Annotated in this window: 11 protein-coding genes; 8 read left to right on the top strand and 3 right to left on the bottom strand. The window is 63.2% G+C overall.

Features of this window, described 5'->3' with window-relative positions; translation table 11 throughout:
* Positions 1-663: ABC transporter ATP-binding protein (locus tag EN884_RS39375; RefSeq protein WP_245491905.1), on the top strand; the 663-nt coding region annotated here is incomplete at its 5' end.
* 34 nt (positions 664-697) lie between these two features.
* On the opposite strand, the gene EN884_RS07475 is transcribed toward EN884_RS39375, so the two are convergent.
* The gene (locus EN884_RS07475; RefSeq protein ID WP_013530886.1) at positions 698-1,288 is read right to left on the bottom strand and encodes a transglycosylase SLT domain-containing protein; all 591 of its coding nucleotides are present in this window, start codon (positions 1,286-1,288) and stop codon (positions 698-700) included.
* Between the two features lie 217 nt (positions 1,289-1,505).
* On the opposite strand from EN884_RS07475, the gene EN884_RS07470 reads away from it, so the two are divergent.
* On the top strand, positions 1,506-3,044 hold the full coding sequence (locus tag EN884_RS07470; RefSeq protein WP_024501515.1) for a trimethylamine methyltransferase family protein: 1,539 nt from the start codon (positions 1,506-1,508) through the stop codon (positions 3,042-3,044).
* A gap of 58 nt (positions 3,045-3,102) precedes the next feature.
* A complete protein-coding gene (locus EN884_RS07465) occupies positions 3,103-5,529 on the top strand; it encodes an FAD-dependent oxidoreductase (RefSeq protein WP_063168509.1) in 2,427 nt (808 codons plus the stop codon).
* Positions 5,530-5,642: 113 nt separating this feature from the next.
* On the opposite strand, the gene EN884_RS07460 is transcribed toward EN884_RS07465, so the two are convergent.
* Positions 5,643-6,035: a DoxX family protein gene (locus EN884_RS07460; RefSeq protein ID WP_013530889.1), complete on the bottom strand. Its 393-nt coding sequence runs from the start codon at positions 6,033-6,035 to the stop codon at positions 5,643-5,645.
* Positions 6,036-6,232: 197 nt separating this feature from the next.
* On the opposite strand from EN884_RS07460, the gene EN884_RS07455 reads away from it, so the two are divergent.
* Positions 6,233-6,721: a hypothetical protein gene (locus EN884_RS07455; RefSeq protein ID WP_084652544.1), complete on the top strand. Its 489-nt coding sequence runs from the start codon at positions 6,233-6,235 to the stop codon at positions 6,719-6,721.
* Positions 6,722-6,801: 80 nt separating this feature from the next.
* Here EN884_RS07455 and EN884_RS07450 read toward each other — a convergent pair whose 3' ends face one another.
* Positions 6,802-7,578, bottom strand: a complete 777-nt coding sequence (locus tag EN884_RS07450; RefSeq protein ID WP_013530891.1) for a VOC family protein — start codon at positions 7,576-7,578, stop codon at positions 6,802-6,804.
* A gap of 166 nt (positions 7,579-7,744) precedes the next feature.
* On the opposite strand from EN884_RS07450, the gene EN884_RS07445 reads away from it, so the two are divergent.
* From EN884_RS07445 to EN884_RS07430, 4 genes are all read left to right on the top strand, one after another.
* Positions 7,745-8,482, top strand: a complete 738-nt coding sequence (locus tag EN884_RS07445; RefSeq protein WP_024501513.1) for a gamma-glutamylcyclotransferase — start codon at positions 7,745-7,747, stop codon at positions 8,480-8,482.
* Between the two features lie 120 nt (positions 8,483-8,602).
* Complete coding sequence (locus EN884_RS07440) at positions 8,603-9,967, top strand: NAD(P)-dependent oxidoreductase (protein ID WP_063168508.1); 1,365 nt, start codon at positions 8,603-8,605, stop codon at positions 9,965-9,967.
* A 2-nt stretch (positions 9,968-9,969) separates the two neighbouring features.
* The gene (preA, locus tag EN884_RS07435) at positions 9,970-11,283 is read left to right on the top strand and encodes an NAD-dependent dihydropyrimidine dehydrogenase subunit PreA (RefSeq protein ID WP_128360515.1); all 1,314 of its coding nucleotides are present in this window, start codon (positions 9,970-9,972) and stop codon (positions 11,281-11,283) included.
* Positions 11,284-11,391: 108 nt separating this feature from the next.
* A partial coding sequence (locus EN884_RS07430; RefSeq protein ID WP_164894942.1) for an Rrf2 family transcriptional regulator occupies positions 11,392-11,751 on the top strand: 360 nt, incomplete at its 3' end.

Raw genomic sequence — 11,751 nt, 5'->3', positions numbered from 1 at the left:
CAGCTTTGGGGCGGCCAGAGGCAGCGCATCGGCGGGGCGCGGGCCTGTGCCGGTGACGCCAAGGTGGTGGTGGCCGACGAGCCGGTCTCGGCATTGGACGTGTCGGTGCAGGCGGCGGTGACCGAACTGCTGATGGACATCCAGCGCAAGAACAAGACGACGATGCTGTTTATCAGCCACGATCTGTCCGTCGTTCGCTACATCGCCGACCGCGTCGTCGTCATGTATCTCGGCTATATCGTCGAGCAAGGCACGACCGACCAGATCTTCGCACCGCCCTATCATCCCTATACCGAGGCGCTGCTGTCGGCGATCCCGATCGCCGACACGAGTGTCGTGAAGAAGCACATCGTGCTGGAAGGCGACATCCCGTCGGCGATGAACCCGCCATCCGGGTGTCCGTTCCAGACCCGTTGCGGCTACAAGAAGCTGGTGCCGGACAATCTCTGCGAGACCAAGGTGCCGCCGGTCAAGCATCTCGGCGACGGTCATATGAGCCTGTGCTGGCTCTCCGACGACGTGCTGGCCAAGATGGAGCCCGTGATCAAGTTCGACAAGGAACACGCCGCGCACGAAGGTATGCCGGACGACGCGCCGCATGGCGATGGCCCCGGTTTTGCTGGCACGCCACCAAAGCGTCCGCGCGGCAAAAGGCCGAGCTGACAGTCCGAAGATCGAGATCAACGATGCGGCAAGCTCAGTTCCCGCACTCGCTCAACTGCTGGGCATAGTCCCGCGCCATCTTGTCGGTGGCCCGGGCATAGCCCTGCACACCGGCATCGCCCCTGTTGCCGCGGCCATAGGCGGTCCAGCCGAGATAGTAGGCAAGGTAGAGATTGTAGGTGTCGTTGCGGGCGACGCCGTAGGTGTCAGATGTCTTGGAATGATACCAGCCGACGAAATCGACCGCATCGGCGAATTTCGTCCGCCGCGCCGCCCAGTTGCCGGTCTCGCGCTGATATTGCGACCAGGTGCCGTCCAGCGCCTGCGAGAAGCCGGTGGCCGTGGAGACGTGCTTCCACGGAATGAAGCCGAGCAGCTTGGTACGCGGCGGCCTTGCATTGCTCTTGAAGCCCGATTCCTTGCGCACCGTCGCCATCAGTACGGGAACGGGAATGCCATATTTCTGTTGGGTGCGCTCGGCGGCAGACTGCCAGTTGTCGAACCAGCCGTCATTCTGGTCGAAGACGGCGCAGACATTGTTGATGTGATTGGGCGGCGTGGCGCAGGCCGAAAGCGCCAGCAGCACGCAAACCGCACCAATTTTACTAAAACTCGAACTACGCATCGGCAGAGCAATAGGCCGAAATCATAAAGGGAATCTTGCAGCGTCCATTAACGCTTCGCCCGAGCGGTCGCTCGAGGAAATCCCATATCAACAATCCGACATATTTCGTCGTATTCTATAAATGGATACTGCGGAAATGCCGCCGTGGCTAAAATCACGCCCGCAAACGGCGTATTTATGACAGCTTGCCTGGTTTGCCGGGGCTTTGATGCCAGGCATGAACGAACCAAGACGCAAACGCGGCGCCGAGCGCACCAGCAATCGGGGGCCATCGGCCATTCCGCAACTGCCGCTCAGGCGGGTGACCAATCCCTATCCGCCAATGGCCATGCTGTCGCCCGATCAGATCGAGCAGATCCATCAGGCGTCGATGCACATATTGGAGAATTTCGGCATCGAGGTGATGAGTCCGCGCGCGCTGTCGCTGTTCGAGAAGGCCGGCGCCAGGGTCGATCATGCCTCAGCGAATGTCCGCATCGATCGCGGCCTGATCGAAGACGTGCTGAAGACCACGCAGCCCAGCTATGTGTTGACGCCGCGCAACCCGGCCAACGCGGTTCATCTGGGCGGCAACACCATCAATTTCACCCTCGTTGCCGGGCCGCCCAATGTCCATGACATGGAGCGCGGCCGCCGCGCCGGCAATTTGCGCGACTATTCGGATCTCACACGGCTGGCGCAGCATTTCAACTGCATCCACATGCTGGGCAACCAGGTCTGCGCGCCGGTGGAGCTGCCGGCAAACTCTCGCCATCTCGACACTTATTTCACCAATCTGACGCTGACCGACAAGAGTTTCCATGTCTCGGCGATCGGCCGGGGCAGGGCATTGGACGGCATCGAGATGATGGCGATTTCGCGTGGGCTGACGCTCGACCAGATGCGCGACGATCCCGGTATCACCACCATCATCTCGGTCAACTCCCCGCGCCGCTTCGACGAGATGATGGCCGAAGGCCTGATGACCATGGCCGAGTTCGGCCAGTCGGTGGCGGTGACGCCGTTCACGCTGATGGGGGCGATGAGCCCGGTGACGCTGGCCGGGGCGCTGGCGCAGCAGAATGCCGAGGCGCTGTTCGGCGTCGTGCTGACGCAGCTTGTCCGTCCGGGCGCGCCGGTCATGTATGGCGCCTTCACCTCCAATGTCGACATGAAGTCGGGCGCGCCGGCCTTCGGCACGCCCGAGAACACCAAGGCCAACATTGCGTCAGGGCAACTGGCGCGGCGCTACGGGCTGCCCTACCGCACGACGCCGGGCTCGGCTTCCAATGCCGCCGACGCGCAGGGCGCCTATGAGACGCTGATGGCACTGTGGGGGGCGGTGCTCGGCCACGGCAACCTCGTCTACCACGCCGCCGGCTGGCAGGAGGGCGGGCTGACGGCGTCGTTCGAAAAACTCATCATCGATGTCGAGATGATCCAGCATATGATGGAGTTCTTGCGCCCGATCGAAGTCAATGAGGCGGAACTCGCCGTCGAGGCTTTGGGTGCGGTGCCAACCGGTGGGCATTTCTTCGGCGAGCCGCACACGCTGGAGCGCTACGCCACTGCCTTCTACCAGCCGATGCTGTCCAACTGGCAGAATTACGAAGCCTGGCAGGAAGCCGGCGGCCTCGACGCCACGGCACGCGCAACGCGGCTGTGGAAGAAAGCGCTGGAGGACTATGTCGAGCCGGTGATGGATATCGCCGTGCGCGAGGCGCTAGAGGCTTACATGGCCAGGCGCAAGGAAGCGATCGGGCAGGGCGAGCCGTGATCGTTCCCAGCTTGAATCCATTCACCCATTCAACTCACTGATATCAGAGAAAAAATCCATGAAATCGCATGCAAAGGTCGTGGTCATTGGCGGTGGCGTCGTCGGATGCTCCGTGTTGTTCCATCTCGCCCGCCACGGCTGGACCGATGTTGTCCTGCTCGAGCGCGACGAGCTGACCTCAGGCTCGACCTGGCACGCGGCCGGGGGCATGCACACCATCAATGGCGACCCCAACGTCGCCAAGCTGCAGAAATACACGATCAATCTCTACAAGGAGATCGAGGAGCTTTCCGGCCAGGCGACCGGCGTGCATCTGACCGGTGGCGTGCTTCTGGCAGCGACCGAGGCGCGGCTCGACTGGCTGCGCGGCGTCGTCGCCAAGGGCCGCTATCTCGGCATCGAGCTCGAGGAGATCTCGCCCAACGAAGCGGCCGAACTGATGCCGCTGCTCGATCCCAAGCAGTTCGTCGGCGCGGTCAGGAACAAAGAGGACGGCCATCTCGATCCCTCCGGCGTCACCCACGCCTATGCCAAGGCCGCGCGGAAACTTGGGGCGGAAGTGGAGCGTTTCACCAAGGTCGAGGACATCGTGCGGCGCCCTGACGGACTGTGGCGGGTCATCACCAACAAGGGCGAGGTGGTGGCCGAGCATGTCGTCAACGCCGGCGGCCTGTGGGCGCGCGAGGTCGGCCGCATGGTCGGCCTCGAACTGCCGGTGCTGGCCATGGAGCACATGTACCTGATCACCGAGGATATGCCGGAGGTCGCCGCCTGGAACGCCAAGACCGGCACCGAGATCATCCACGCGGTCGACTTCGACGGCGAGCTTTACCTGCGCCAGGAGCGCGGCGGCATGCTGATGGGCACTTACGAAAAGGCCAACAAGCCATGGTCCGAATACCAGACGCCATGGAATTTCGGCCATGAATTGCTGGCGCCCGACATCGACCGCATCGCGCCGTCGCTTGAGGTCGGCTTCCGCCATTTCCCGGCCTTCCAGAACACGGGCATCAAGCAGATCATCAACGGGCCTTTCACCTTCGCGCCCGACGGCAACCCATTGGTCGGGCCGGTGCGCGGGCTGCCGGGCTTCTGGGTCGCCTGCGGTGTCATGGCCGGGTTTTCGCAAGGCGGCGGCGTCGGCCTCGCTTTGTCGAACTGGATGATCGAGGGCGATCCCGGCGCCGACATCTGGGCGATGGATGTCGCGCGCTACGGCGACTGGGCGACGATGGCCTATACCAACGCCAAGGTGCGCGAGAATTATTCCAGGCGCTTTTCGATCCGCTTCCCCAATGAGGAGCTGCCCGCCGGGCGGCCGCTGAAGACGACGCCGGTCTACGACCTGCTGTCGGCCAAGGGTGCGCAATGGGGCGTTGCCTATGGGCTGGAAGTGCCGCTGTGGTACGCGCCGGAAGGCGTCAAGGACGAATTCTCCTGGCGCCGCTCGAGCGATTTCACGCAGGTCGCCAAGGAGGTCGCCACAGTTCGCGACGGTGTCGGCCTGTCGGAGATTTCGAGCTTCGCCAAATACAAGGTGACGGGTGAGGGAGCGGCCGCCTGGCTCGACCGGATGCTTGCCTGCAAACTGCCCAAGCCCGGCCGCATGACGCTGGCGCCGATGCTGAAGGAAGACGGCAGACTGATCGGCGATTTCACCCTCGCCAATCTCGGAAGTGAGGGCTGGTTCCTCGCCGGCTCCGGCATCGCCGAGCAATACCATATGCGCTGGTTCGAGAAGCACCTGCCTGACGATGGATCGGTCCGCATCGAGTCGCTGGGCGCGAAGCTCACCGGTCTGTCGATCGCCGGCCCGAAGGCGCGGGATGTGCTGGCAAAGGCGACGCGCTCGGATGTCTCCAACGCGGCCTTTTCCTTCATGGCCATTGGCCGGATGGATATCGGCATGGCGCCGTGCCTGGTCGGCCGTGTGAGCTATACCGGCGATCTCGGCTACGAGATCTGGGTGGCGCCGGAATACCAGCGCGTCGCCTATCAAGCGCTGATGGCGGCGGGCGGGGAATTCGGCATCGGCCTGTTCGGCTCGCGCGCGCTCAATGCGCTGCGGCTGGACAAGAATTACGGCTCATGGGGGCGCGAGTACCGGCCGATCTACGGGCCGCTGGAAGCGGGGCTCGACCGCTTCGTTGCTTACGGCAAGGACGCCGATTTCATAGGCAAGGCCGCGGCGCTGGCCGAGCGCAGGCAGGGCGGCAAATTGCGCCTGCGCGCTTTTATCGTCGATGCCGACGATGCCGATGTCATTGGCGATGAGCCGATCTGGTTCGATGGTGCGGTGCGCGGCTGGGTGACGTCGGGTGGCTATGCGCATCATTCGAAGAAATCCGTCGCCGTCGGCTATGTGCCGAAGGAGATCGCTGATGAGAGCGACGGCTTCGAGATCGAGCTGCTGGGCAAGCGCCATGCGGCGCGCATTCAGGCGGTGCCGCTGTTCGACGCCAATTTCGAACGGATGCGTGCTTGAAGCGCTTCGGCTTCGCCGATGCGCTTCAGATTCCTGTTTTGTGGATGTCGTTGTCCCAAAACCGCCGGGCACTTTTGGGCGACATGCACCAGGCCCGCATCCTCTTTCTGGCGTCAGGCGCTGCGGCGGCTGTCCAGCGCGAAGGCGCCGGCGCCGGCAAACACCAGATAGAGGAAGATGAAGCAGAACGAGATCGCCGAATCGCCGCCATTGTTGACCGGGAAGAAGTCGCGCGGCATGTGCGCCATGAAATAGGCGATCGCCATTTCGCCGGCCAGAAGGAATGCCACCGGTCGCGTGAACAGGCCCAGCGCGAGCAGGATGCCGCCGGCGAATTCGAGGATGGCGGCAGTCGTGGTCAGCCCGGAAAGGGCGTGGGGATCGACGCTGACGGGGAAGTTGAACAGTTTCTGGCTGCCATGCTCGATGAACTGCAGCGCGGTCATGATGCGCAACACGCCGAGCGCCTGCGGCTGGTATCTGGAGAGGCTTTCGAAAAGCTTCATAATGACTCCATTTTCAATCCGTCCGGCCATAGATTATCGCCCAGGAATGGACCATTCACTTCCCATGGCCTGGCGTCAACAATCGGTGATTGAAAATGTCCCCAGCTTGACCCTTCACATTTTTCCCGCAAGGGTTGTATTTCTATCGTTGCGGTTGTATTAGTGCGGCCACTCTAGAAATGTGGGTTCCCTTTGCCATGAAAAAAGTCGCCATCAGCCTCTTCGCAATTCTTGCAGGCACCAGCTTTGCCATGGCCGAGGACGCCGGCTGTGAGGCCTTCAAGTGGCCCGTGACGCGGGAGCAGACCCTGTTTGCCGCGGCACCGGCAACGCCGTCCGGAGCGGCACTGGCGGTTGGTGCGGCTGCGGACCTGGCGCTGGTGCCGGTAGAGAAAGCCGGTTTTGCGGTAGCGCCCGAACGTGCGCCGGCATCAGACAGTTTCGGGGCCGTCGCCAGCGTGGAGGTGCCATCCGAGGGAGCCATCCAGATAAGTCTCTCGGGGGAGGCCTGGATCGATGTCATCCAGGATGGCCAGGCCATCAAGTCGGCGGGCTACAGTGGCGTGAAAACATGCCCTGGCATCCGCAAGAGCGTGCGCTTCAAGCTTGCGCCCGGCCCGGCCACCGTTCAGTTCAGCGGCGCGAAAAAAGCTGAGTTGAAGGTTGCGGTGCTGGCGCCGGAATGAGGCGGCGCCAGGCAGGGGAGAGGCCTTCATCGGTGGTCCGATGAAAGCCCGCACTTTGTGTCAGCGGTGTTCGATCGCCGTCAGCGGACTGGCGCCATCAAGGCGAAGTGCGCGCCTTGCGGGTCCTGGCACTGCACGATCCAACTGCCGCCGGGGACCTCCATCGGCCCCATCAGGATCTTGCCGCCATTGTCGGTGACCCGTTTGGCCGCCGCGTCGATGGCCGCAACGTTGAAGTAGAATTGCCAGACCGGGACCGGGATCTGCGCGGGCTTGTTCATGATGCCGCCGCCGGATTCGGGGCCGGCCGTAAAAGTCTGGTACGTGCCCATCGGGCCCATGTCGAAATCGCCGGCGTCGACCCAGCCGAACTGGTCGGAATAGAAATCGAACGCGGCTTTCCAGTCCGACGTGTAAAGCTCGTGCCAGCCGATGTGGCCCGGCGTGCTGGCCGGCACGACAGGCTGGTCGGGACCGTTCGGCTGCAGGAACATGAAGGTCGCGCCTTGCGGATCGGCGACGACGGCAAAGCGGCCGACGCCCGGAATGTCGTCGGGCTGGCGGTGAACGGTGCCGCCGGCTTTCTCCAGCGATGCAGTTGCGGCATCGACATCCCTGGTGTGGATATAGCCGAGCCAGGCAGGCGGCATGCCCATCTTGGCGGCATCCTCGGGCAAGGTCATCAGGCCGCCGACGCCACGTTCGCCGACATTCATGACGATGTAGCGCGGCATGCCGGGTGCCTTATCGAAGGGCTGCGCCGTCCAGCCGACCACTTGGGTGTAGAACGCCTCGGCGGCGTCGAGATCTGATGTCATCAATTCGTACCAGAAGAAGGGCATCGGGGTTTTTGGCATTTTCGGTCTCCTCACCTTTCATGGATCGATCGTCGTCCACCATAGGACGATCCTCACGACGGAAATCCGACACCGCCCGGACAACAATGGGTGTGTGTGCCAAGCGTTCCCTGATTGCGCATCCAGCGGTTTTCGATTTCTCTGCGGTCATGAGGGGTTGTCGTCCATGCGCTTGATGTCGCTCACGCCCGAGCTTGTCGCACTGTGCCATCGGGAAGAGGCCGATCCCGGTCCGGACCCGAGCTGGACAGACATGAACGACGAGGACTTTCGAACCCTCGCCTTGCGACTGTCCAATGAAGCCGATGAGGGACCGTTATGGGTGTTCGCCTATGGGTCGCTGATCTGGAAGCCGGAATTCGAGTCGGTCGAGCAACAGCTCGCCACAGCCTTCGGCTGGCACCGCTCCTTCTGCCTCGACATGGTGCGCTGGCGCGGCAGCGCCGAGCAGCCTGGGTTGATGATGGCGCTCGAGCGGGGCGGGCGCTGCAACGGCGTGATCTATCGCTTGCCGGAGGGTGAGAAGCCGGCGCAGATCGAAAGGCTGTTGCGGCGCGAGATCAGCGACCATGAAAGCATCGAGACGGTTCGCTGGCTGCCGGTGCATACGCCGCAGGGTAAGCTGCGCGCGCTCGGCTTCTGGGTCGGCGTGAAGGGCAGGGGAACGTCGCTGAACCAGCCGCTGGACAGAGTGGCGAGCGTGCTGGCCAGAGCCTGCGGGCATATCGGATCCGGCGCCGAATATCTCTACAACACGGTCAGCCATCTCGAAGCATTCGGCATCCGCGACCGCAATCTGTGGCGATTGCAGGAATTGGTGGCGCAGGAGGTCAGGGCCATCCATGGCCGCAAGCTTGAGCCTGGCCTTTCGCTCGCACTGCAAGCCCGACCGCAGTCGCAATAATATGAGTAAAAAAATCATGTTATTGCCGAGCCTTTTCAGTGACTTGCGTCGAAAATTGACCAATTGATAAAAAAATAAAACGTGCTAGCCTTCTCCAAAAGAAAACATGGGGAACTGACGATGCCAGAAGGCCAATTCAGGGAAGGCATTGCGGGCGGCAGGCTCTCGGCCGACCAGTATGCGGATAATTTTTCCGACCTGCACCCGCCGCTCGACCACCACGAGGCGCTGGTCGAATCCGACCGCTGCTATTTCTGCTACGATGCACCGTGCATGAATGCATGCCCGACTTCGATCGACATTCCGCTGTTCATCCGCCAGATCTCGACCGGTAATCCGATCGGTTCGGCCAAGACCATCTTCGACCAGAACATATTGGGCGGCATGTGCGCCCGCGTCTGCCCGACCGAGACGCTGTGCGAGGAAGTCTGCGTGCGCGAGGTGGCGGAAGGCAAGCCGGTGCAGATCGGCCGCCTGCAGCGCTACGCCACCGACGTCGCCATGGGCGAGAACAAGCAGTTTTATCCGCGCGCCGAGCCGACCGGCAAGACGGTCGCCGTGGTCGGCGCCGGGCCGGCCGGCCTTGCCGCCGCGCACCGGCTCGCCCGCCACGGCCATGACGTGACCATCCTGGAGGCGCGCGCGAAGGCCGGCGGCCTCAACGAATACGGCATCGCCGCCTACAAGAGCGTCGACGATTTCGCCCAGGCCGAAGTCGACTACGTGACCGCGATCGGCGGTATCGACATCCAGAACGGCAAGGCGCTCGGCCGCGACTATCAGCTGTCGGATCTGATCCGCAATTACGACGCGGTGTTTCTCGGCATGGGCCTTGGCGGTGTCAATGCGCTGCGTGCCGATGGCGAGGACGCTGACGGCGTCATCAACGCGGTCGAGTTCATTGCCGAGCTGCGCCAGGCCAGCGACCTTTCCGGCCTGCCGGTTGGTCGCCGCGTCGTCGTCATCGGTGGCGGCATGACGGCCATCGACGCCGCGGTACAGTCGAAGCTGCTCGGCGCCGAGGAGGTGACGATCTGCTACCGGCGCGGCCAGGAGCACATGAATGCGTCTGAGTTCGAGCAGGATCTGGCCGCTGCCAATGGCGTCAGCATCCGTCACTGGCTGCAGCCGAAGCGGGTGATCGCCGAGAGCGGCAAGGTCACTGCCGTCGAACTCGAATACACCGCCCTCAACGGCGACAGGCTTGCCGGCACCGGCGAGACGCTGACGCTCGTTGCCGATCAGGTGTTCAAGGCGATTGGACAGAGCTTTGTCCCGGCCGCCCTCAACGGCAGCGGTGCATCGATCGGCCTCGAAGCCGGCCGCATCAAGGTGGATTCGGAAGGGCGCACGTCGCTTGCCAAGGTCTGGGCCGGTGGCGACTGCATCTTCGGTGGCGACGACCTGACCGTCTCGGCGGTCGCGCAGGGACGCGACGCTGCGGAGAGCATCAATCGGGCACTGACCTCGAACGGGAGGGCATGAGCATGGCGGATATCAGAAACAATTTCGTCGGCATCAAGTCGCCCAATCCGTTCTGGCTGGCCTCGGCGCCACCGACCGACAAGGCCTACAACGTCATCCGCGCCTTCAAGGCCGGCTGGGGCGGCGTGGTGTGGAAGACGCTGGGCGAGGAGGGCCCACCGGTGGTCAACGTCAACGGTCCGCGCTACGGCGCGATCTGGGGCGCCGACCGCCGCCTGCTCGGCCTCAACAACATCGAACTGATCACCGACCGCGACCTGCAGGTCAATTTGCGCGAGATCAAGCAGGTCAAGAAGGACTGGCCCGACCGCGCCATCGTCGTCTCGCTCATGGTGCCTTGCGTCGAGGAGGCCTGGAAGGCGATCCTGCCTGTGGTCGAGGAGACGGAGGCCGACGGCATCGAGCTCAATTTCGGCTGTCCGCACGGCATGTCGGAACGCGGCATGGGCGCCGCCGTCGGCCAGGTGCCGGAATATATCGAAATGGTGGTGCGCTGGTGCAAGCAGAACACCCGTATGCCCGTCATCACCAAGCTGACGCCCAACATCACCGATGTGCGCAAGCCCGCGCGCGCAGCACATGCCGGCGGCACCGACGCGGTGTCGCTGATCAACACCATCAATTCGATCACTGGTGTCGATCTCGACAGCTTCGCGCCGCAGCCGACCATCGACGGCAAGGGCTCGCATGGCGGCTATTGCGGGCCGGCGGTAAAGCCGATCGCCATGAACATGGTGGCCGAGATCGCGCGCGATCCGGAAACGCAGGGCCTGCCGATCTCCGGCATCGGCGGCATCACCACCTGGCGTGACGCGGCCGAATTCATGGCGCTTGGCGCCGGCAATGTGCAGGTCTGCACGGCGGCGATGACCTACGGCTTCAAGATCGTGCAGGAGATGATCGCGGGCCTGGAAAACTGGATGGACGAGAAGGGGCACGCCTCGCTCGACGACATCGTCGGCCGCGCCACGCCCAATGTCACCGATTGGCAGTATCTCAACCTGAACTACGTCGCCAAGGCGCATATCGACCAGGATGCCTGCATCAAGTGCGGCCGCTGCCACATCGCCTGCGAGGACACTTCGCACCAGGCGATCACCAGCATGGTCGACGGCGTCAGGCACTTCGAGGTCATCGAGGCCGAGTGTGTCGGCTGCAATCTCTGCGTCAATGTCTGCCCGGTCGAGAACTGCATTACCATGGAGCCGCTGGCAGCCGGTGTGATGGGCCAGCGCACCGGCAGGCCGGTATCGCCGGTCTACGCCAACTGGACCACGCACCCGAACAACCCGATGGCCAAGGTGGCTGCGGAGTAGGAACTCCCCCAAGAGAAAAACGGCGCTTTCGAGCGCCGTTTTTCATTTTCCTATTGCAGATATGAATTATCCACGATAGTATGTATCCATGAATAAGGAACCTGTTCGATGAAGCTGGGCGAGGGTGTTGAAGCAGCCATCCATTGCGCCGCCACGCTGGCCAGTGTGGAAGGCAATAGCACCATGCCGGGCGCCGCTCTCGCCGAGGCCTTTGGCCTTTCGCCGAGCTATCTGCTCAAGCATCTCAACATGCTGAGCGCGGCGCGCGTCCTGGAATCGGTGCCCGGGCCTGCCGGTGGCTATCGGCTGGCGCGGCCAGCCGAGCGCATCACGCTGCTCGACATCGTGCTGGCCGTCGAGGGCCGCGAGCCGGCCTTCCGCTGCGGCGAGATCCGCCAGCGCGGTCCGGTGAAGCTCGATGCGTCGGCCTATGTGAAACCCTGCGGCATCAACGCCGCGATGCTGAAG

The organism is Mesorhizobium sp. M7A.F.Ca.AU.001.01.1.1, from assembly GCF_004022735.1.
Lineage (GTDB): Bacteria > Pseudomonadota > Alphaproteobacteria > Rhizobiales > Rhizobiaceae > Mesorhizobium > Mesorhizobium ciceri.
The sequence above is the reverse complement of the archived record's forward strand: the minus strand, read 5'-3'. Positions and strand labels throughout refer to the sequence as shown.

Excerpts from the sequence above, each read along its gene's own strand:
- EN884_RS07475 (WP_013530886.1), bottom strand. The coding sequence starts at position 1,288 with ATGCGTAGTTCGAGTTTTAGTAAAATTGGTGCGGTTTGCGTGCTGCTG.
- EN884_RS07470 (WP_024501515.1), top strand. The coding sequence starts at position 1,506 with ATGAACGAACCAAGACGCAAACGCGGCGCCGAGCGCACCAGCAATCGG.
- EN884_RS07465 (WP_063168509.1), top strand. The coding sequence starts at position 3,103 with ATGAAATCGCATGCAAAGGTCGTGGTCATTGGCGGTGGCGTCGTCGGA.
- EN884_RS07460 (WP_013530889.1), bottom strand. The coding sequence starts at position 6,035 with ATGAAGCTTTTCGAAAGCCTCTCCAGATACCAGCCGCAGGCGCTCGGC.
- EN884_RS07455 (WP_084652544.1), top strand. The coding sequence starts at position 6,233 with ATGAAAAAAGTCGCCATCAGCCTCTTCGCAATTCTTGCAGGCACCAGC.
- EN884_RS07450 (WP_013530891.1), bottom strand. The coding sequence starts at position 7,578 with ATGCCAAAAACCCCGATGCCCTTCTTCTGGTACGAATTGATGACATCA.
- EN884_RS07445 (WP_024501513.1), top strand. The coding sequence starts at position 7,745 with ATGCGCTTGATGTCGCTCACGCCCGAGCTTGTCGCACTGTGCCATCGG.
- EN884_RS07440 (WP_063168508.1), top strand. The coding sequence starts at position 8,603 with ATGCCAGAAGGCCAATTCAGGGAAGGCATTGCGGGCGGCAGGCTCTCG.
- preA (WP_128360515.1), top strand. The coding sequence starts at position 9,970 with ATGGCGGATATCAGAAACAATTTCGTCGGCATCAAGTCGCCCAATCCG.